The organism is Brakhagea slesvicensis (assembly GCF_052161625.1).
Taxonomy (GTDB): Bacteria; Planctomycetota; Planctomycetia; order Pirellulales; family Pirellulaceae; genus JBKCUI01.
The window spans coordinates 5,579,615-5,602,712 of the sequence record NZ_CP197412.1 but is presented as its reverse complement, the minus strand read 5'-3'; the positions used below and the strand labels follow the sequence as shown (position 1 = coordinate 5,602,712).

Sequence of the window (23,098 nt, the reverse complement as noted above, 5' to 3'; positions counted from 1 at the left end):
CGCTGGGATGCAGTCCGCCGAACAACTCGCCAATCAAAGCTTGCCCCCACCACTCACGTTGGATCGTCCGCGTCCCTTCGAACGGTCCATCTCGCAATCCACGTATCTCCTTTCGGATTTGTGTCGCATGACGACCTCGAACTCTGGTAATCCAACTTCCAAGTGGATTTGGATAATCTCTCTCGCCATCGCACTCGGAGGAACTTGGTATGCAATCCGCCGATTCGAAAATGGCGCGACGGTGAAAGAGCCGACGAAGGACGCCGCAATCAAGTCGAAAGCGTCATGGCCGTCCGTAGATGTCTGCCAACCTCTCGTCCGTTCGATCGTCGAGTGGGATGAATTCCCAGGCCGCCTGGAAGCGGTCGAATCCGTGGAAGTCCGATCACGGGTCAGCGGCTATTTGAAGATCACCAAGTTCAACGAGGGGCAACTGGTGAAACGCGGTGATGTTATCGCGGAGATCGACCCTCGTCCATTTTTGGCCGAACTGAAGCGGTCTCAGAGCAACGCGTTGGAATCGCAGGCCAAACTACAACAAGCCGTTACCGCAATCGAACAGTCGAAAGCGGAAGCGGAACGAGCGCGTGCCCGCCGCGAATTGACGCAAAAGCAGGTGGAACGCATGCGATCGCTACGGTTGCAAAATGCTGTTTCTCAAGACGAACTCGATGTCGCAGAAGCTGCCGCGATCGAGTCCGAAGCAAACTTGGTGGTGGCTGTTAGCAGCATCCAATCCGCAGAGGCCAATCTGACGGCCGCGCAAGCGGGAGTGGAGATCGCCCAAGACGCCGTCGATATTGCCAAACTGAATTTGCAATATACCCAAATTATCGCGCCAATCGATGGCTTGATCAGCCGTCGTTTTGTTACCGAAGGCAACATGATCAGCGGTGGATTGAACGAATCGACCTTGATCACAACCATCGTTTCAGTCGATCCGATCCACTGTTACTTCGATGCCGATGAGAATACTTACCTGAAATACACAAAGCTCGCGATGGATGGCGTACGCCCAAGCAGTCGAGAAGTATTCAATCCTGTCTACATAGCTCTCGCCGACAATCGAAAGTCCTTTCCCTATAAAGGACACATGGACTTTGTCGATAATCGGTTTGATAAACAGACGGGCACAATTCGGGGGCGAGCCATTCTCCCCAATCCCGACTCCGTATTGACTCCCGGCATGTTCGTACGCCTGCGACTGCCAGGTGGTCCCCCGAGAGATACCATCCTGATTCCGGACGCTGCAGTGGGGACAGACCAAGTCGAAAAATTTGTTCTGGTGGTCGATGAGGAAAGCAAGGTTGAGAAGAGGTTCGTTTCCCTCGGTCCCATTTCTCACGGTCTTCGTATTGTTCGCAGTGGTTTAAGTGGTGATGAAAAGGTCATCGTAAGCGGTCTACAACGTTCGAAAGTAGGGGAAGGCGTCAATGTGAAGGCGGTCGCCGATGTTCTTTTCAAAGAAGAAGCCCTTCCAGATGTTTACGAACCCTACCGCCCAGGTGATTCGATCATTCCAAGACGATTACCTGCAGCCAATGCAACGGACAGAGAGTCTACGGAAGCCGAACCAACGGGCACCGAACCAACGGGCACCGAACCAACAGGCACCGAACCAACAGGCAAGGATGAGACGTCCGCCGTGGATGCCGGCAAGGCCATCGTTAGTCCTTCGGATGGCAATGCCAAGGTGGAGAACTAGTTCCGATGCGTATCGCTCAGTTTTTCATCGCTCGACCGATCTTCGCGACGGTCATCTCGTTGGTCATCGTGATCGTCGGTGGGATCGCGTATTTCAACCTTCCTGTTGCTCAGTATCCGGATGTGGTGCCTCCGACGATCGTGGTGCGGGCCACCTATCCAGGTGCCTCCCCCGAAGTCATCGCAGATTCTGTTGCGACTCCGATTGAACAAGAAGTGAACGGAGTGGAAGACATGCTTTACATGTCTTCTCAATGTACGACCGATGGTGCGATGGCCCTTACTGTCACTTTCAAACTCGGGACCGACCTCAACGTCGCCCAAGTTCTGGTGCAGAATCGCGTTGCCGTCGCTTTGCCTCGGCTGCCAGAAGAAGTTCGACGCTTGGGGGTGACAACGATCAAATCATCGCCCGACCTGCTTTTGGTCATCCACTTGACGTCACCGGAGAGCAAATACAGTCAGCTCTACGTCGGCAACTACGGATTGATCCAACTCCGGGATGCTTTAGCACGCGTCGATGGGGTTGGTGATGTGAATATCATCGGTCTTCGCGAGTACAGCATGCGGATCTGGTTGGATCCAGACAAACTATCGCACTTGTCCATGACCGCGGGAGATGTGCTGGCGAGTCTTCAAGAGCAAAACATCCAAGTTGCTTCGGGGGTGATCGGGCAACGGCCTGTTCCAACCGGGGGAGCCTTTCAGCTGTCGGTCAATACGCTTGGGCGATTGGTTGAACCTGAGCAATTTGAAAACATCATCGTGCGTTCGGGCGACGACGGCCGCGTCGTGCGCGTCAAAGATGTGGCTCGCATCGAACTTGGTGCACGCGACTATTCGTCGGATGGCAATCTAGATAACAGTCCCGCTGTAGCCATCATTATCGCCCAGCGCCCCGGCTCGAATTCATTGGCTACGGCGGAGCGAGTTGAAAGCTTGATTGAAGATCTGTCCAATTCCTTTCCGGAAGGGATCGAGTACAAGATTGTTTACAACCCTACGGTTTTTGTTCGTGAGTCCATCGAATCGGTCGTTCACACGCTCTACGAAGCCGTCGCGCTGGTCGTAATCGTTGTTCTCATATTTTTGCAGAATTGGCGAGCTAGCCTCATTCCACTTTTGGCTATCCCCGTATCGTTAATTGGAACCTTTGCGGCAATGTCCGCCTTTGGCTTTTCACTTAACATCCTTTCCCTATTCGGATTGGTACTCGCCATCGGTATTGTGGTGGACGATGCGATTGTCGTTGTTGAGAATGTCGAGCGACACATCGCCGATGGCCTAGCTCCTTACCAAGCGAGCTACAAAGCAATGGAGGAGGTTACACCCGCCGTTATCGCGATTGCTGTCGGCCTTTCCGCCGTCTTCATCCCCACTGCGTTCTTGTCCGGATTGACAGGTCAGTTTTTTCGGCAGTTTGCACTGACTATCGCAGTATCCACGATGATTTCTGCACTCAACTCACTGACCTTGGCGCCTGCGCTTTGCGCGATCCTTCTGCGTCCGCACGACGCGCCGAAAGACTGGTTTAGCAAAGTTTGGGATTTTCTCTTCGGCTGGTTTTTCTCCCTCTTTAATCGGGGGTTTGAGTACGTATCGAGAATCTACAGCCAAGCCGTGGCATGGGTGATTCGGCACCCTGTATTACCGATGTCCTGTTACGCGGCTTTGATCGGGTTGACCGTATACGGATTCCAAACCATGCCGACCGGTTTTATTCCCAAACAAGACATGGGATATCTGATCACGATGGTTCAATTGCCCGATGGAGCGTCCGTCGAGAGAACAACAGAAGTCGTCGAGCGAGTGGTCGATATCATTCGGACGCATCGAGGTGTCGCGCACGCCGTTTCCTACGCGGGGTATTCTGGTACGACTCGAAGCAATAGTTCGAATTACGGCTCGATCTTTATCATTCCCAAGCCGTTTGAAGAGCGAAAGGAACACGGGCCACATGCGGATGTTATTCAACGCGAACTGCAAGCCGAGTTGTCGAAGATTACCGATGCGACCGTGTTTGTGATCAATCCCCCACCGGTCAGAGGATTAGGAACGGCTGGTGGTTTCAAGTTTCTCGTGCAGGATCGACTCGGGTATGGATATAAGGAACTTCAAAAAGCAACCGATGATCTGATCTCTGCTTGCAAGGCTGATCCAACGCTCAGCAATGTATTTACCACCTTTCGTGCCACGACACCTCAGTTGTATGCCAATGTCGATCGCACCAAAGCAAGCATGCTCAATGTACCGATCGCAAACATCTTTGAGGCACTGCAAATCAATCTAGGGTCTGCCTACGTCAATGACTTCAATATGTTTGGCAGAACATTTCAAGTGCGAGCACAGTCCGAAGGTGAGTTCCGGCAATTTTCAGACGATATCGCTCGATTTCGAGTGCGCAGCCGCGAAGGAAGTATGGTTCCACTCGGTGCCCTTCTCGATGTCGAGTGGCGAAGCGGAACGGATCGCGTCGTGCGATATAACATGTATCCCGCAGCCGAAGTGCAGGGAGATGCATCGGTTGGACGAAGTTCCGGTGAAGCAATTCAAGCTGTCGATCGAATTGCGAGAGATGTCCTGCCGAAAGGAATGCAAATCGAGTGGACCGACATCGCCTACCAAGAGCAGTTGGCTGGGAACACAGCTATTTATATTTTCCCGCTCTGCGTTCTCTTCGTATTTCTCGTCCACTCGGCGGAGTATGAAAGCTGGTTGCTGCCATTAGCAATCATCATGATTGCCCCAATTTGCTTGCCCTTTGCGCTCGGCGGCCTCTACATGCGGGCGATGGATAATAACCTCATAGCGCAAATTGGTTTCATCGTTCTGATTGGATTGGCTGCAAAAAACGCAGTTCTGATCGTCGAGTTCGCGAAGCAACTGGAGGAGGAAGGCAAGGACAAGTACGAGGCTGCTTCCGAAGCTTGCCGATTGCGATTGCGCCCCATTGTTATGACGTCATTGGCATTCATTCTTGGAGTGCTGCCCATGGTGAAAGCGACAGGAGCTGGTGCAGAGATTCGCCAAGCCCTGGGGACAGCTGTCTTTGCAGGAATGAGCGGAGTTACCTTGGTCGGTCTTTTCCTGACTCCCACCTTCTACGTTCTCCTTCGTAGCCTTGGACGTCCCCACACTTCAACACGTTCATCCTGATCGCCATTCCCTCCTGTCTCGCGTCTCCAAGCCCGTAGCCCAAGGATGACGGACGCGGGCGCTTCGAGACCCGGACTACTTGGAACTGAATAGAGTTTTCTCGACAAGCCGGCGAGGTGTAGAGGACGAGAGGGAAAGCAATGGTGGAGGCCCCTCTCCGGTAACTCTCGCAGACGATCGTAAGTGCAGGGACTGAAGAATTCTTTCACCGATCCGCACCAATCTGTTGCAAGAACCACTCTTTGATCTAGGCTCAATCGGATTCGATTTGCACATGTGATCCTCTCCTTAATGTGTTCCGAGCTCCGTTATGGTTCGAACTTGCTTTACCTACGTACTTCCCCTTGCATTTTGCCTGTCGATATTCCAGCCCCTTTTGGCGCAGTCCAATGCTCAATCGTCACATGGGCAATTGGTCTTGATCGGCGGTGGATTGGGGGTCAGCAATCGTTCTGTGTTTCTGGATCTTATCGAAGCTGCTGGCGGCACTTCGAATGCAAAGTTCGTGCTTTTGCCTGCAGCCAGTCTATCGCTCGACGCCGCCCACCACTTCCAGAAAGAACTTTCAGAATTCGGAATCCGTAGCGATCAAGTCGAGATTTTGGAAGTTCTTCACTCGAATGCAGTTCAAGCAACGGAGGATCCTGACAACGTGGAGAAAGTCGATCGAGCAACGGCTGTTTACATGACCGGAGGGGATCAAGTTCGATTGGTTCGCGCTTTGACCAAGTCGGATGGAACCGACACGCCTCTTTTAGCTGCGATGCGTCGGCTTTATGCTCGAGGAGGAGTCATTGCCGGAACCAGCGCCGGAGCTTCTGCCCAAAGTAAAGAAATGCTCTCCGCATCAGGACTGCCAAGCATGTTAGTCGACGAAGGTCTCGATGCGCTCGATTTTGGTGTTACACAGAACACGGTATCGCGTGGCATTCTCGTAACGCAGGGGCTAGGCTTCCTTCACCATGGAGTCATCGATCAACACTTTCTTCAGTACCGTGGGAGACTTGCAAGGCTCAGTCGTGTCATACTGGAGCGAAAGATTCCATTTGGTATCGGAATCGATAGAGACTCCGCGATACGTGTACGAAGCGACGGCAAGGTGATTGTGACAGGGGGCCGAGCGATAGTTGTTCTGCCCGATCGAGCATCCCTACAGTTCGGCCCGACTGGATGTGCACTGAACAGTTTGACTGTGTCGCTAATCAGCGTCGGAGATACATTCGATCCAACGAGTTCTACATTCACGCTTCACACGTCGAGGAAGCTCATTAGGAAAGAGGATGTGACCTTTGATGGCAGATTCCTGATTACGGATATCGGTTCTGGATTCGCTGTTGCAAATGCACTGGTTGGCGGATTGGCAGAAAACACACAAGCGGTTCAAGAAGGAATTGTGTTGCAGTATCACGACGATACCTCTCATGGCTATCGCTACGAATTTAGCAAAACGCCAGAAAGCAAGTCATTCGTCTCAGATTCGTTGGATGGATCGCAATACAGCGTTCTCCACGTGAAGCTCAATATTTCGCCTATTGCGAACGGTGTTTTTCCCGCTCATACCCAACAGCCGATCGATCTTTCTGGTCTTGGGGAGGAAGAGAGGTTGGCGATTATTGCTCTAGCATTTCGAGGTGTTTTAACGACGAACCAGCAGCTAGAATTTCGTCCATCCAAGCCGGTGACTCGGAGAGAATTTGCGATCGCATGTGTTCGATGTCTTCATTTGAATGCGCCAAAAAATGAAGTGCTGGTCAAAGCAAACAATAAAGAACTTTTTTCTGTGGAGATTTTGCAAGCGATAGAGGCAGGGTTCGTCAATGTAAATAGCGATGACGATCTCCGACTAGACGACGAGATTTCCATACAAGATTTAAAAGCAGGCCTTCATAGGCTCGCAGACTTGTATAACACCCCCTCTTCTCCCAGATTCCGTTCAGAGATATCGGAGGTAGGAGCATCGGCTATATCGTCACTTTCAAGAGGCCGGTTGGCTCGCCTTCTATTCGACTTACTTTTCCCAGACGGGTTTAGAGCTGCACATTAACTGACTTGTTTAGCTAGCAGACTTAAGCAGGCGTTCCTAATCGTAGGCACCCATCTATTCCTAATCGTAGGCACCCATCTATTAAGTGGAAGGCACCCATCTATCCGTAAGAGTTCTTAATCGTAGGCACCCATCTATGGGGATCATTTGGACTAAGTGGAAGGCACCCATCTACCCGGGGCGATCGGCGCGGGGGGCACGGGCGCTCGGTGGATGAATGGGGCTGTGGATGCGGGATTTGGGGCCAATTTGGACAGGGTTGCGGCCGACTTGGCTGGGGAGAGCGCAGCAGCGTACTTGGCCCGGTGCTGGAGTTCGGGCGAGGAGCTAGTGGAAGGCACCCATCTATCCGGGGGGAGCGGCGCGGGGGGCACGGGCGATCGGGGGGAAGAATGGGGCTGCGGATGCGGGATTTAGAGCCAATTTGGACAGGGTTGCGGCCGATGGGCCAGGAAGTGCGCAGCTGCGAACATGGCCCAGTGCTGGAGTTCGGGCGAGGTGAGAGGCGGGGCTCTCGCCATGAGGAGCTAGTGGAAGGCACCCATCTATCCGGGGGGAGCGGCGCGGGGGGCACGGGCGATCGGGGGGAAGAATGGGGCTGCGGATGCGGGATTTAGAGCCAATTTGGACAGGGTTGCGGCCGATGGGCCAGGAAGTGCGCAGCTGCGAACATGGCCCAGTGCTGGAGTTTGGGCGAGGCGAGAGGGGTCTCTCGCCATGGCACCATGGTGGAGTGGGCACCGCGAGGGGGGGAACAGAGCGAGCGGCTAGGCCAAGCAAGCTTTTGCTAACCGAGGGCCGCTACACGAAGCAAGCGGCGACGAGCCGCTGGCCGCGACTCCAGCGATTGTTGGTCCGCTCCGCGTCGGCTACCATCGACTTGGGACTTCCACTACAGCGGCTGGTGCCAAAGTACTTCGTGTAGTTCCATACCAAGTCGCACCACATGCTGGGTTCGACTCCCAGCCCAGAGAATAAGGGCTTCAAGGATTCGGGGACCGGATGCAATCTCCCAGGAGGATGACCCTTCTGCTCCGCTGTCCAACGCAATAACTTCACATAGTCTTCCAGGTTCATGTTCAAGAACCCTTTGTTGCTGGCTCGCAGACCATTGGTGCAGGGCTCGGGATCCAACGAGTTCACCTTGGGGTCGAGCGTGAAGGGGGCCAACCAAGCGTCTCTGGGGACCAGAGGACGGGGGCCACGGTTCTGACGAGCCTTCTTTTGCTCCTCCACCGTCATCTTGGTCCTCGTCTTGATCGATTCCTCTTTCGATAAAGGAACACGATCCAGAGCCGTCGATTCGATCATTGCACCGTTGGCAGCTTGGAGACGATCGTACACGGAGGTGTGGATGGAGAGTTCGATCGTTTCGGCTAGATTCGCGCGGAGGACATTGAGATCGACATACATGGCGCATGCGAGCAAACCGGCTTCATCGAGAAGCCGATTGGCTTTGAATCGGCCTTCCCAGAAGCAACCGGTGCATTTGTCTTCTGCATTGGCTCGCCTGGCGATGACTTCGGCGAGAGAGCGCATGAACCAAGAGATATCGGAGAGTCGGCTTCGATACTCTTTGATCTTTTCTGGATCGGCTACGGCGCTTCGGACATCTTCTTCGTTGGCCTCGGCCAAGACATCGAGGATCCGGGTACCAGGAAAGAGTCGCAGCCAACGTGTGGCAACTTCTTGGTCAGACCAAGTAGCCACGACGTCGGGACGATTGCGGAGGACGACATGGAGGTGATTGGATAGGACGGCATATTCGAGAACGTCGATACCAAAGACGGAGGCAAGGGATTCGAGTCTTTGGCGAATCCATTCTCTTCGGTGGGAGTAGTCTGTGCTGGTGAGCTCATCGAAGCCGGCCAGAAAGGCGCGACGGACACAACGGTTGTAGCAATGGACAAGGCAGATTTCGTTGCTAACGAATTGCTCAGAACGGAGCGTGCTGGACATGATGGATCTCTCCAGAGGTTCGGGGTGTAGATCCTATTACGTTATGGGATGGGGGAGCGGGTTGCAACCAAATAGAAGAACATTTTGGAGTGGGGGAATGCGAGCATTCTGGAGAGATTGTGGCACCCATGTAGGAGAGAGGATTGGTGCGAGGAGGTTTCTCGCCAAGGCGCTACGGCGCGAAGGAGAGAAGCAGATAGAAAAGCATTCTTGATAGAAGGCACCCATCTACTGAGGGGGACGTTTCTCGCCGCGGCGCCGAGGCGCAAAAGAAGGCTAATAGAAGGCACCCATCTTTTGAGAAGGCTAATAGAAGGCACCCATCTTTTGGGGGAGGAGGAAGATCGAAGGCACCCACACATCGGGGGGAGTTGGGCGGATTCTCGCAAAGTCGCAAAGTCGCAAAGTCGCGAAGGTGCAAAGGAGGATAAGGGGGCGAAAGTGGGGTGCCCAGGATGGGAGGGATTCCCAGGATGGGGGAGATGGTGGAAGGTGCGGGTACGCCTACGGCTGACTGCTAAACGAATTGGGGGAGCCACCGAACGTAATGCTGAAGACTTGGAGGCAGCTATTGAAGGTGGCCACCGAACGTGATACTAAACAAATTGGAGGCAGCTACCGAATGTGATAGCTACCGAATGTGATATGTTATTCGTAGTTTGGGCGAGTTTATCCTTCAAGAGTACTAGAGACATCGATCAAGTAGACTTGTCGTCCTTTACCTTCGTGGGTGGAGTCGACCACGACCATCCGACCGTTTCGGCTGGACGAAGGGTGAGTGTCGCATCGCCATTCGCCTGCGTATCGATCTGGCGAGAGCAAATGGGCGATGGGAACTTTTCGATTCGTGCTGACTTGGTAGAGGTACGGATGTTGGATTCGACCTTTATCTGGATACGTATCGTTCAAAATCCAATCGTTCTTCGTTCGGGGCACATATGTGTTATGCCCATTGGTGGTCATTTGATCAGGACCGACGACCTCGACATTGCGAGTGCGGTCGTGGTATAGGTAGAAGCGATCGCGATGGGATGGGTGCCATGCCCATGCGCAGATCGAGGAACTATCCCTCCAGACAAAGTGTGAAGTCTTGCCGTAGGGATCGACCACGTAGCCGTTCGACCCGTCGGAGTCCATCGTCCACATTCGCGTTGAGAATCCGGTTTTCGCAATGGTGTTTCGGTCGGCACCTATTGGCGTCTCTCGCCAACGGTGCAGGAATAGGAATCGCTTCCCGTCGGGGGCGATTAGCAAATGGTTGAACCAATGTTTTGACTTCTTTGGATCGAACTGCAGTTTGACATCTGACTGGTAGGGCTGCTCGGCGATCTGCTCGTAACTTACAAGCAATTGGTGCTCACCTGACTTCAAGTCAACTTTCCAAATACCCGTTTCTCGCGGTGCCCTTTCGCCTTGAAAGGGATCTGCGATGCCTGCATACCCATAACCAGGCCGGCAATCATTCAGCCTTCGGAAATCGACGCTCAGTCCCCATAAGCCATCGGGGGAAACGCAGTAAAGCGGCAATGGAAGTACACGTGCTGTTTTAGTTCGAAGTGAGAATATCTTCGTGACGAATCTTCCATCGACTCGATCGTTCCAAACCACTTCTTGATCGTTCGCATTGGCTGTACCAGGAAGCCATTGCAGCATGCATCCTTGTTGCCAATTCCAAGCACTTGTGGTTCCGAGTTCGATCCATTGGTCTTGCTCATGAAGATCCACCATCCCAACCCGGATGGAATCCTCTGGCTCTGGCGTCCGACCTTCGAAATCGACTTCGTTTGCGAGAACATAGCGATCGTTAAGATCGAAAAGTTCTTTGTCATAGTATCCACGCCAATGGTACTTAGGGCCCCGAGTAATCGCTCGTATAGGTGGCAAATCCTCGACGGATCGATTCGTGCAGCAACGGCCGAAGGATGTTCCGGCCAGGGAGGCGAGGGTACCAAGACAAAAGGAGCGGCGATACACGGAAACGATCCTTACTGGCGGGACAAAATGTGGCAGGGCCTGCGATAAGGCGACCAGCGCAATGGAAAGCTTATGCGGGAAGTTAGTCTGCAAGCTAGCTCATTTTATCATCTTGCGATGGGAGTGGGGCATATGGATTGGTTGCGAAGTAAAGACGTATTGGCCTGGAATTGCCGAAGCGTTTTGGGGCCTTCGTTCAAGATAATCACTCATGTTGGCAACTGAGGATCGCGATTAGGACCAGACGTGTCATTGAAGTTTGATACGCTATTCAATAGGACCAAACGAGCATTCTCACAGGCCGAACAAGAATTTTGGCCACCAACTCATTAGGCCCCCTATTTCCGTCAGCCTGTCGAATCAATACAAACGGCTATCACCATGCCTACCCCGAAAATCTCCCATCGTCAGCGGCGGCCGCTTTTCGATTTCCCTCAGTCTATTCCACCGGTCTATTTAGGTTGGGAGCAACCGATACTTCACTCGGCGTGTGACTACTTGGTAGATCAATTCCGGCGGGGCGAGTCATGGGATTTGTCCTATTGCTTGGTGGTGTTGCCTGGAGCCTATGCTGGACGGAGATTGGCTACACTCCTTGCCCAGCGTGCTCAGGCCATGTCGTTGATCCTTCGGCCGCCGGAGATACTTACAGTTGGCAAGTTGCCAGAGATGCTTTATTCCGCCAAGTTACCTTTCGCTACCGATCTTGAGCAGACGTTGGCGTGGACGAAGGTGCTTCGAGAGGCGGACCCTGAGTTTTTGCGACCTCTGTTATTGGAGTTGCCCGACCGAAACGATGTTCGGCCCTGGATCGATCTGGCTAAGATGCTTTCCGCGTTGCACCGCGAACTTTCATCGGACCTAATCGATTTTGATGACGTCGCGCACGAGATCGCAGATGCCCGCGAATTGGTGCGTTGGGAGGTTTTGTCGAAGCTTCAACGTCGCTACCTCGATGAGCTTCATATTGCTGGTTTGTGGGATTTGCAGACCGCACGACGGTTCGCAATCGACCAGAAGGAGGTGCATACCGAAAAGGACATCATCCTGATCGGCGCCGTAGATTTGAATCGCGCGCAGCGAAGATTTCTCGATGCGGTTTCATCTCAAGTGCGAGTATTGATCGGTGCCCCAATTGCCTTCGAGGGGGGATTTCACTCCGATGGATCGTTGATACCGGAGTTTTGGCAGGATCTTGAACTTCCCATCGATGCGGAGCAGGTTCATGTGCGATCAACCCCCACGGATTCCGCCAAAGAGCTTGGAGTGCAGTTGGCACGGCTGGGTGGTGCATACTCGGTCGCAGATGTAACAATTGGGATACCCGACCCCGCCATTGTCCCAATTTTGCAGGAGACAGCGTCGGACTTCGGTGTAGCGCTGCGCTATGGACCTGGGGAATCGATCGCTCTATCTCCCCCCATGAAGCTACTGGAGACTGTACTGGATTATGTCGCATCCAACGGGATCGAGGCATTTAACCGATTAGTCCGGATCCCAAGTGTGGAAAAGTGGCTTGGGGAGCAACCTTTAGTTTCTGAACATCTACCAAAGGGAAAGGGAGAACTTGGGCTGCTTACAGGATTAGACCGATATCAAGAGAAGTCGCTGATTCGTACGGTCGCCCAATTAGAATGGCCTGACGTGCAGGGTAAGGAACTCTTTCAATCGGTTGTGAAGTGTCTGGACGAATGGGTTCAGCCACTGCGAGTCTCGAGTATGCCTCTTGAGCAATGGGCTGCACCGATTCGGTCTGTTATTGCGACGGCTTACTCGCAAATGGAGATCGATCCACAGGACGCGTTAGGGCATCGCTACCTTCGGTCCAGTCAGCAAATCAATGCCATTCTCGACGAGATGCAATCGATTCCGAACAATCTGGACGTTTCGGTCGGTCTTGCTGAAGCGTACACGTGGCTTGTGGGGCAGCTGGAAAGCATCCAAATCCCACCGCTTCATGCCCACAACGAGATAGAAATGTTAGGCTGGTTGGATCTTGCGCACGACGATGCTCCTGTTCTGATGCTCACGGGTTTGCAAGACGGTATTGTTCCTGAGTCCGTCAACGGCGATGCGTTCTTGCCCAACCAACTGCGAAGTCAATTGGGGCTGATGGATAACGCTCGTCGCTACGCTCGCGATTGCTATGCGTTGATGACGATGCGGATGACGCGCAAGAGATTCGAGATCTTGTTTCATCTTTTGAGTGTTGATGGCGATCCCCAGACTCCCAGTCGATTGTTGCTCGCAGTGCCTGTCGAGCAGTTGGCCGATCGTGTGAAGTGGTTATTGGAGCCCAAGCTGACGCCATTGGAGCTAGAGTCCGCGGTCGCCTGGAAACCTAGGAGTGGGCAGACGAACATTCCCATTCCTTTTCCGGTGCTGGAGTCCCCTATCCAAGATATGGCGGTCACCGATTTCAAGAAATATGACCAATGCCCTTACCGCTTCTATCTCGGGCGGATCCAAAAGGCCAAGGCATTCGAGCACGAGAAATTGGAACTCGACGGAGGTGGATTTGGAGATCTCATTCACAAGGTGGTGGAGGAGTTGCATGGGAAGCAGGTCGCCAAAAGCTCCGATGCGGAAGAGATTGACGCTTTTCTCAAGATCGAACTAGAGCGGCTTGCCAAGGTGCAGTTCGGTGTTCAACGTCCGCCTGCATTGATCATTCAACTGGAACAAGCTCAAAGGCGGCTTAGCGAATTCGCGAAGAAGCAAGCCGAGTGGGCAGCGAAAGGATGGGAGATCCGATGGATCGAGCATCACGTTGAGAAAAAGGATCAGGTCGCGCTGGATCTACGAAATGGTAGTCGCATGATTGTCCATGGGCGGATCGATCGAATCGATTACCATCCTGTGGAAGATCGGTATACGGTTTGGGATTACAAGACTGGGGATCAGACCGATCTTCCTATGAAGAACCACATGAAGGGGGATGCGTGGATCGACTGGCAATTGCCTCTATATGGTCTGCTGATCCAAACGTTGGGCATTCGGGATCTTTCGAAGGTTTCCTTCGGTTACATTCTTCTCCCAAAGAATCCATCGGAGACGCAGTTTGCCATTGCAGACTTTACGGTGGAGCAACATCGCAACGCACTGGAATCCGCCGCGGAGATTGCGAAAAAGGTAGCTGCGGGCGTTTTTTGGCCTCCCAAGTACAAACAGATCCATCCACTGGACGATTACAACGCCATTACACAGCGTTCGGTTGCAAGACGATGGGACAAAGAGTTAGCCGAAAAGGAAGAGGCTGTTGCGGCTTCGGGTGACACTCAGAATGAACAGGGGAACGAGACTAGCGATTCCTCCTCTGTTGTGGATGAAGATCCGTTGTCGGAACAGTCCAAACCTAGTCAGAGTCCTTCCAAGATCGAGTTGAAACCGGTCATCGCTCAAGGCATTGCGCCTGCCGAGTGGTTTTCTCCCAAGATGATTCTTGCGTCGGCAGGTACAGGGAAGACATACAACTTGGCCTCCCGTGCATTGCGATTGTTGTTCACAGAGCAGTCCCTAGATTCCATACTCGCTACGACATTCACGCGAAAGGCGGCGGGGGAGATTCTTCACCGCGTCCTGATCTGGCTTGCGAAGGCAGTGGATAGTCCTGAGGTGCTCCAGCAGATTCAAGGGGTAGTGGCTCCACTGCAGATCGACCGATCTGCTGTGATCTATCAATTAGGACGTCTCTGTTCACAGTTACACCGATTCCGAGTCAGCACGCTCGATAGTTTTTATTCGCAGTTAGCGCGCTCGTTTGCATTGGAGCTTAATTTGCCTCCTGGATGGAGTCTCTCGGACCCCTTTCAATACGAGCAACTTAAACAAGAAGCGATCACTCGGATGTTTGAGACCATTTCGCATTCGGATTTACGCTCTCTCATTTCACAGCTTTCGAAAGGGGAAGCAACCCGAAGTTTGCGACGAGAGATTGATAGCGTAGTTTCCACTGGTTATGAATTGTTTCGGCGTACGTCCGAGGATGCTTGGAAGAATCTTCAAGTCCCCAATGCCCCTGACGACGATCTCGTTCAAAACGCGATTCGGGCTTTTAGGGCATCGGAGGTTAAAGACGCTCGCTATCCTGCTTCACGCGATAAGACCGTCGATTGGTTTGAGCGAGAAGAATGGGGGGCTTTTCTTTCTCAGACGCTCGTCCAGAGATCTAGCGAAGATGTGCCCAAGTTCTATCGGGCGGAGTTGGATCCCGACATTGTCTCGGCTTTACGAACTTTAGCAAAGCGAGCCGTTTCCGGTGAGCTAGCAAGTCGTCGAGCGCAGAACGAAGCAGCCTACCATCTTTTAAAAGGCTTTCATGAACAACTGCAATGGGTGAAAACCAAGCGTCGCACCGTTACCTTTGACGACATTGCAGAGCGCCTAGCGCATTGGATGCGAGGGATGGTTGTCGGGGAGCGGGGAGAGACGAATGTTGAGCAGGACACTCCCGTCGAAGATCCCGCCTCACCGACGATGCCGACTATCTCGTATCGAATGGACTGCCCCATCGATCATCTCCTGCTCGATGAATTTCAGGATACTTCACCAGTGCAATGGGAGATCGTGAAGCCATTCGCCGAAACCATTGTTCAGAATCAGGTGGATAGAACGTCTTTCTTTTGTGTCGGGGATACCAAGCAAGCAATTTATGGATGGCGTGGAGGCGTCTCCGAGATCTTCGAATCGGTCGGGGTGCAGATCCGGAATGTTCAAAAGGAACAATTGGTCAAGAGCTTTCGGAGCTCGCAGGTCGTTATCGATTTCGTCAATGATGTTTTTACCCAGTTAGATAAACACCCTGACTATGGCAGCGATGACGGAGACGGAGAAGCGAGCGGTACTGACGCGGTGACGCATTGGGTTTCGCGCAACTTTACCAAGCACGAGACGGCGAAGACTACTCTGGCTGGTTATGTAGAATTGAGGAATGCAAATGTCGAATCAAAACGCAACCACGATGCGGACGATTCAGAAACCAATGAGTTCTTAGAAGAAGTCGTGGATCGGATTTCCCAATTGCATCGAGATGCCCCTGAGATCGAGATCGGGGTGCTTGCCCGAACCAACCAGGAGATTGGCTCTATCATCCATTTGCTGCGAGAGAGAGGAGTCGAAGCCAGTCAGGAGGGAGGGAATCCATTGACCGACTCCGCCGCCGTCCTTTTGTTGCAAAGTGCAATGCGCGTCGCGAATCATCCCGCAGACACTCTTGCATTTTTTCATGTGACGCAATCTCCTTTGGCGATGCACTTTCACGAAGAGGACCGGCGGGATGTCAACGCCATGTCGGCGAGACTTCGGTCATGGATCGATGCGTTTGGGTTCGGGGATACGGTTAGTCAACTTGCCCACACCTTGGCTCCTCAGTGCAATGCGCGCGATCAAGATCGATTGCGTCAGCTGGTACAGCTTGGATACCGGTTTGATGCACTTCGCGTGGATAGTATTTATGGGTTCATTGAGTTTATTGAACAACAGAGGGTGGCATTGCCTGGGGCGAGCAAGATACGGGTGATGACGATCCACCAATCCAAGGGGTTGGAGTTTGATGCCGTATTTTTACCATCTTTGAATCAAGGGATGACGGCCCGTGTCCCTGCCTTTGTGGCCATGTTGGGGGATCGAACAAAGCCTCCCATCGGAGTTTCACGTTACATCAGTGGCCCGATTCAGCGTTATTTGGATATGCCTTGGAAAATCGCCTTTCAGGAGTACCAGCAGCAGCAGTTGGCAGAAGCGCTTTGTTTGTTCTATGTAGCACTGACGCGGGCTAGGCAAGCTCTGTACCTTTACACAATGCCTAGCTCTTCGCCGAAGAAGAGGTGGGGATCTGTTCTGCAGTCCATTTTTGCAAAACAGGACCAAGGGAAATCACCCGGAGTACTTCTCCATAGCTGGGGAGATGCTGAGTGGTATCAAGAATCCCATTCGAAACGAGAAGTTACGGAAGAGAGTGAGCTGGGAGATGCAAATGAGCCGCGAGAGGGAACGATTAGGTCCGATGTGATGTCGACATCGAAGCTATCGAATGGCGCATCGCATCGCATTCGACTTCGTGGAGCCAAGGCAGATGAGCGAGTGATTTCTGTGCTGCGTCCAAGCCAGAAGGAGGCCGCGGATCGGATCTTACTAGGGACGCAATGGCGATCGTACGACCCAAGCGGCGCGATCATTGGCAAACTCGTTCACCGTTGGTTTGAGGAAATCACAGGTTGGATCGAAGATTTCAAAGTAAACAAGCGAAGGTTGAAGGAGTTGGCAGCGGCATCGCTTACGCAAGAAGAGATGCAACAAATTCGCGTTGCAGAATGGTTAGACCGTTTTGTCCTTTTCTGCGAGATGCCTGGGGTTCGAGGAGTCTTGAGCTCATCCCGATATTCCTCTTGGCATCGTCCGCGGCTTTTGCGATTGGAGGTTAGCAATGAACGAAAGCTGCTGCAGATACTCGACGATAGTTTGCTGCGAGGCGTGATCGATCGATGTGTGGTCGGTTACGATGGCGATCAGGTCGTACGAGCCGAGATTATCGATTTCAAGACAGATCAGCGACCAAGTGGGGTCGAATTGTCCAACTGGATCGAGGATAGAAAATCGATTCACTTCCCACAGTTAGCGTTGTATCGTCGAGCGATCAGCGATCAATATCGGTTAACGGAAGACCAAATTACGATGGCGTTGGTTTTGCTGTCTGAAGATCAAGTGATTGAGGTATAACGCACGAGATCGCGCGTGGGATGATTTCGATGGAGAAGGATCGAATCGCAGGTCGCCGTGTATCGGTTGGGCTTTCTCCATCGAGATGAATTGGAATCGGGGCGAGGGAAGAGATATCCAAGCGAGTGCATCGGCCGCGATGAACATGAGGATGGTCTGTAGGAAGAGTTCCTCGCAACATGGCCGGGAAATGCCGGGCCAATTCGAGGCGAGTTAGATTTCCCAGATGAAGCCAATCAAAGAGGCCGTCGGTTGGGTCGGCATCGGCGTGGAGCGGGTAGCTTCCCTCGCGTTTGCCAAGTGCGACACTCAGCATCAGTGTGTCGGGAGGAAGTGTCCTGTCGTGATCGATGGAGACAGAATAGTTGTGAGTCCCGAAATGGGGGCCTGTTTGCAAGACCAGGGCAAGTGTGTAACGCATTCTCGCTGGTAAACGTTTCATCGACCTGGCTCTATCCGCAATGGAACCGGATAAGCCGATACCTGCTACATTTGCGAAGTAGCGGCATCCCTCGTCCCATTTAAGAACTCCAATATCGACGGGGGTTGGTTGGTGGGTTTCGTGGGCTCGCGGATCATTCGGGAAGGAGGCGGCATAGTCATTGGCCGTTCCGGCGGGGATCCACCCCAGAAGGGATTGGTTCCTGTTAAATCTCTTCGTTTGGACCACGATATTTATACCGTTCGAACGAATGTTTGCATTGCGGGCGGAGCAGCCGATATTCCGCCATGGCTGGCGCACTGATTTGAGTTATTTCTTGGTGAGCGCAGTATTGATCCAATGGACGACTATCGCCACGTTGAAGCCAGCGGAGTCGCTGTTCGCGTGGACGGTAGATATGGAGTGGAGGCGATGGATCGGTTCGCGGGCTCGCGATTGCATATTGTGGATGTCCTCGTCACCCGTTCCTTGACGTACATCCCTTTATTCGCATTAGGTTTTTCAGAGTGGGCCTTGGTCATCTACGCGGTCTTGGTATCTGTCCAAGCGACGATGATCCACGCGAATATCCGATTCCTTTTTGGGCCGCTTTGCTACTTCTTCGTGACGCCTCAGTTCCATCATTGGCATCACAGCGATGAGTCGGAGGGGATCGACAAAAACTTTGCTGTCCATCTTCCCATTTGGGATTTTCTATTTGGGAGCTTTTTCTTGCCAGGGAATCGTTGGCCTCGGAGTTATGGGGTGCAGGGGGAGAAGTTGCCAGAGGGATTTGTACGACAGCTGGCAGCTCCTTTTCGCCGAAGGTCTCGATTCGAAGAGCTGGGAACAAACAGTGGCTCTTCGTCCGAACCACGACCTCATTCGGTCGAATCGTCGGGGTAGCGAGGGCGGATCAGGAGGACCAGCACGATCGAAACGATCGCGATACTTGCGATCCCGCTGAAGATCCAGAATAGTGGAACGTTTCGGTCTTGGAGTTCACCAAAGCCCCAGTCGGCAAGACCGCCGCAACTGATGCTGACAAAATTCATGAGTCCGTATCCGCTGGCTCTCAAGTGGGGTTTCGTAATTTGACAGAGGATCGGCATGTTGTTGCAATCAAAGAATCCCCAGCCCAATCCGAAGAGGACCAAAAAAAGGATGGCGACCAGAAGCATTCCCGTCTGCGGTGCGTAGCCGACGCCCAACATTGCCGGGACGATCATCGACATACCCATAGCGCTCACATAGATACGCCCTCGGGATGTCTTCGTCATCCATTTATCAGCCAGCCAGCCGCCGATGATCGCACCGACAATCGCCGCGACTTGCCAGTAGAGGGTTGCGGAAACACCTGCCATGCCTTGACCGATGCCGAACTCCTCCTTCAAGATCGATGGCATCCAATCTCGCACCACCCAACCAGCCAGGGCGGGGAAGGTGAAGTACAGCATGAGGAGCACGAACGACCCGTTCGAGAGGAGCGATTTCGTTGACGAAACAATCGAAACTGTCTCTCTCTTGTCACCCTCTTGTTGTTGGGCGTCGTGGAGGAAGAAGAACAGAGGGACGGCGTAGAGGATTCCTACGAGGCCACAGGCTGCAAACGCCCAACGCCATCCGTAGTCAGGGCTGTCTGCCACGTAGCCACTGAAGCCGCCGAGAATCACCCCTGCGTAGATTCCCATTTGGTGTAGCCCGACGGCTCGCGATCGAGTTGTTTTGACATGGTAGTCGGAAATGAGGGCTAATGCGGCTGGGATATAGAACGCTTCGCTGATTCCCATCAGGGCTCGAGTGATGAGAAGTTGTTCGTACGTGTTGACTTGCCCGGTAAGCGCTGTCACTACTGACCAAAAGAAGAGACTCGCGACAATCACACCGCGGCGTCCGAATCGATCTGCGACGTAGCCACCTAGCGGACTGAGGCCCGCGTAGGTCAATTTAAAGAGAGCGAGAATCCATCCCCATGCTGCGTCCGATTCAATTCCCGAAACATCTTGTATCACCGAAGCCTTCATGGAAGCCAGCATTTGGCGATCCAAGTAGTTCAGCAGTGCGACCGGCACGAGCAATGCCACGACGATCCAAGCCAGAGACATGCCCGAATTGGTAGAACCGTTCGGAGAGTTCATTGCGTTCCCGCCTACCTTCCTATTCGTACTTGATATTCCTGATCAAGGGAGAGAGGGGGATAGTCTATCAAATCAGAACCAGCAGCGGGGTCGATTCACTGAATCGGTCAAATGGAAATGGTCAATTCGAAATGGCCGAACCGTCGCTACATTGGATTCGGCAAGACAACCTCTGGCTTGAGCGATTCCACTTGGATGGCGGTGGGAACTGAAGTGGGTATTGATACCGCCGTGGTGGATGGGCTAAAGGAATCCGTCGCGGAAGCTTGAACAACCAGTGGAGCCTGAACAAAGACTTCATCGGGACCGCCGGCCGAACGCATTAGGTTTCGGATAGCGGGTTCAAGGTTCTTTGCATGGTAAGCCAAGCTCGACACGCGGCCGCTGCGAGCGATATTCAATCCCACAGCTCGTCCTTCGATGTCCACGATAGGGCCTCCACATTGGTGGGGGAGGAGGACAGTATCGTGTTGCATCACATTTTGGAAACCGGTTGCCCGGGCGCTGATCTGACCGTTGACTTCCATCTCGGTGCTATCGAATAGAGAACTGGTGAGGTCCATCATCTGTGCAGCGATGGAGACTTTGCGTTCGTCACGCAGAACGTCCAATGCGACCGATTGTCCCGCCTTCAATTCACGCAATCGGGTTAAGACATCCTCCATGGAGGCGTACGAGATTCCTTCGATGGATTGAATGACATCGCCGACTCTTAACCCTGCTCGATCCGCGCCTCCTCCATCGACGACCGATTCAATCACGGCCCCGGTCTCACCGCTGGGCGGGGCACCCAACCGAACGCCTAACACAGGCTTTTCTTTCCTGATATTGCGGTTGGCAACACTCAAAACACCGATCGTGAGAGGTGTGGCTCGCAGGTCGGTGCTGATCAGCCAACCTCCGACGGGAATCTCTTCCGATGTTCCCCATTGGATTGGTAGCAGGCCAGTTCGCTCGATTTTGATCAGAGCCAAGTCCATATCGTCGAGTCGAGCCCGCACTTGGCCAATTGCTTTGGTCTGATCCCAAAGCTTCACGTCGAATTTCTCTGGTACTTCACTTGATTTGGAAACGATCCATCCCTCGGGATGAACCACGGCTCCGAGAGCAGCCTGTCGGTTCCGAACAATGATCTGCACCGTCGACTTGAAAGCATCCCCAACCGAATCTTGGAAGGCCCGGAGCGTTTGACGGTGGGTTCGCTGATGGGCCCGATCGGAGAAGTTTTGAAACTCGCGACCTAACGTCCCGGGGCCTTGCTGAACGAGGAGCGAGCTCCCTTCTTCTTGGCAAGTCGGTGCCGTGCCACGTCCAATTGCGAGAGACAATACGGAACTATCCAATCGAACTTGGTCGATCAAATCGAGCGCGCAAAAGGAGGCGAGTGACCCAACCAGGAATACTCCAAGCGACCGTCGTATCACTCGTTTCATCTACGGCTCCTTACTAATCCTTCGTTTCCAATTGATTTGCAACTCGCCATACCGTCTGCGTTCCACGCTGCATGGCGAGCATCCATTATAAGTCGTCGTGAAACCGCCGAACAGAAAATTATCGATGGTTCCGAGGGCGAGTTGGGTGGCGGGATCGAACCCCTGCGACCCGTGCTTTGGGGGACCAAGGCATCAGGTTCGAGGCTAAGGATTCAACGAACCGATCATGATTCGAACGATCATTCTTCTGGAGTTGCGTTCCAATTCGACTTCGACCGAATCCCCTGGGACCATCGCATCGACGGAATCTTTCAGCTCTTTGAAGACGCCAATTTTTTGACCGTCAAAGCGCACGATAATGTCACCTGGTTCGATTCCTGCTCGATCCGCGGGACCTTTCGGCGTAACGCGCTCGATCACGCAGCGGCCACCGCTTTCCTCTACACTCGTTCCTTCGACGCCAATGTAAGGGCGAAAGCCAGGGAGCGAACCCCATGCCTCGCTGCGGATCAATCGCTCGTGGCTTTTGTAAAAGACATCGAGAGGGACATGCATATTTTCGTCGACTTCTACACCGATCCGGCTATGAATCCCAATCAACTTACCCTCAAGGTCGAATAATGGGCCGCCGCTATCGCCGCCAATCAGAGCGCAATCGGTAATCAGGGTCGAGTCGATATTGCGAAGCAATCGTCCGATTCGAACGACTGCAGGTCGATCGGCCTGCCAGCCACCGGGATGGCCGACCGCCATCACCCAGCTTCCCGGTTGTAGATCGGTCGAGCTACCGAGGGACGCATGCGGCCAAGGATTGTCGGGGCTTCGGACGGGATGCACGATCTTGACTAGACCGGCGTCTTCATTGCGGTTGAGACCCAGTGATTTGCCTTCGACTCGCGTTCCATCGTGTAAGACAACATGGATCCGCTGGTTGGGACGCCCTGCTACGTGTGCAGCGGTGAGGATGTATCCGTCGCCGCTGACGATCACACCGCTTCCCTGCGTATTGCCGTGTTGCAAATTGACTGTGACCAAAGGTGCCCGCTTTGCAACCTCCGTTTGCTGCTTTTGCAAACTGACCAATTGCTGTTTGTTGTTTGGTTCGGTCCCTTTCGCAATGCGTGCGATCTCCTCGGACAAAGGTACCTTTGTCAGCGCTGTAGGAGCATCCAGGGATGTAGAGAAATAGAGCGGGAGAGCGGGGCGGAGAGCTGTTCGTTGCTCGCCTCCATCTTCCTTTTGCTGCGCCCCTGCCAATCCACTCGAAAGAGCGATGGTGAGACCGAAGATGCAACCGAAAATCGGAAGCCGCAAACGGAACGGATATTCGGCGACCGGCTCAGGAAGGGTGGAGCCGTTGATTCGAATCACTTGGGTCACAGGAAACTCCGAAGTACGAGTTTCGCCTTGCGCACGACTTGGGGGATCGGAGCAAGACCATTACATTGGGTGCAACCGATCTAAACGGCTGTGGAATCGATTATTCGCTAAGCGCAGTCAAATTGAAACCCACTGACTTTAAGAAAAATCCAAATCTCCCCGTTCACGACAG

General features: G+C 53.2%; 11 protein-coding genes. 5 read left to right on the top strand and 6 right to left on the bottom strand.

Annotated features, from left to right (window positions below):
• The first annotated feature begins 7 nt into the window (after positions 1-7).
• The 3 genes from SH467x_RS21150 to SH467x_RS21140 all read left to right on the top strand — a co-directional run bounded on the left by SH467x_RS21150 (position 8) and on the right by SH467x_RS21140 (position 6,904).
• On the top strand, positions 8-1,705 hold the full coding sequence (locus tag SH467x_RS21150) for an efflux RND transporter periplasmic adaptor subunit (RefSeq protein WP_482369079.1): 1,698 nt from the start codon (positions 8-10) through the stop codon (positions 1,703-1,705).
• A 5-nt stretch (positions 1,706-1,710) separates the two neighbouring features.
• Positions 1,711-4,860 (top strand): efflux RND transporter permease subunit, encoded by a 3,150-nt coding sequence (locus SH467x_RS21145; protein WP_482369078.1) that lies wholly within the window; start codon positions 1,711-1,713, stop codon positions 4,858-4,860.
• Positions 4,861-5,170: 310 nt separating this feature from the next.
• Positions 5,171-6,904, top strand: a complete 1,734-nt coding sequence (locus SH467x_RS21140; protein WP_482369077.1) for a cyanophycinase — start codon at positions 5,171-5,173, stop codon at positions 6,902-6,904.
• Positions 6,905-7,705: 801 nt separating this feature from the next.
• Here the strand turns inward: SH467x_RS21140 and SH467x_RS21135 are convergent.
• Positions 7,706-8,863 (bottom strand): transposase, encoded by a 1,158-nt coding sequence (locus tag SH467x_RS21135; RefSeq protein ID WP_482369076.1) that lies wholly within the window; start codon positions 8,861-8,863, stop codon positions 7,706-7,708.
• A 669-nt stretch (positions 8,864-9,532) separates the two neighbouring features.
• Positions 9,533-10,837 carry a hypothetical protein gene (locus tag SH467x_RS21130; RefSeq protein ID WP_482369075.1) on the bottom strand — a complete coding sequence of 435 codons (1,305 nt, stop codon included), beginning with the start codon at positions 10,835-10,837 and terminating at the stop codon, positions 9,533-9,535.
• 381 nt (positions 10,838-11,218) lie between these two features.
• Between SH467x_RS21130 and SH467x_RS21125 the strand changes: the two genes are divergently transcribed.
• Positions 11,219-17,554 (top strand): UvrD-helicase domain-containing protein, encoded by a 6,336-nt coding sequence (locus SH467x_RS21125; protein ID WP_482369074.1) that lies wholly within the window; start codon positions 11,219-11,221, stop codon positions 17,552-17,554.
• On the opposite strand, the gene SH467x_RS21120 is transcribed toward SH467x_RS21125, so the two are convergent.
• A complete protein-coding gene (locus tag SH467x_RS21120) occupies positions 17,505-18,224 on the bottom strand; it encodes a diacylglycerol/lipid kinase family protein (protein WP_482369073.1) in 720 nt (239 codons plus the stop codon). The genes SH467x_RS21125 and SH467x_RS21120 overlap by 50 nt on opposite strands.
• A gap of 111 nt (positions 18,225-18,335) precedes the next feature.
• Between SH467x_RS21120 and SH467x_RS21115 the strand changes: the two genes are divergently transcribed.
• Positions 18,336-18,881, top strand: a complete 546-nt coding sequence (locus SH467x_RS21115) for a sterol desaturase family protein (protein WP_482369072.1) — start codon at positions 18,336-18,338, stop codon at positions 18,879-18,881.
• Here the strand turns inward: SH467x_RS21115 and SH467x_RS21110 are convergent.
• The 3 genes from SH467x_RS21110 to SH467x_RS21100 form a co-directional block, all read right to left on the bottom strand.
• Positions 18,857-20,113, bottom strand: a complete 1,257-nt coding sequence (locus SH467x_RS21110; RefSeq protein ID WP_482369071.1) for an MFS transporter — start codon at positions 20,111-20,113, stop codon at positions 18,857-18,859. The genes SH467x_RS21115 and SH467x_RS21110 overlap by 25 nt on opposite strands.
• 146 nt (positions 20,114-20,259) lie before the next feature.
• Entirely contained in the window at positions 20,260-21,546 is a 1,287-nt protein-coding gene (locus tag SH467x_RS21105; RefSeq protein ID WP_482369070.1) for a PDZ domain-containing protein, read from the bottom strand.
• Between the two features lie 204 nt (positions 21,547-21,750).
• Positions 21,751-22,926, bottom strand: a complete 1,176-nt coding sequence (locus tag SH467x_RS21100) for a S1C family serine protease (RefSeq protein ID WP_482369069.1) — start codon at positions 22,924-22,926, stop codon at positions 21,751-21,753.
• Positions 22,927-23,098: the final 172 nt, after the last annotated feature.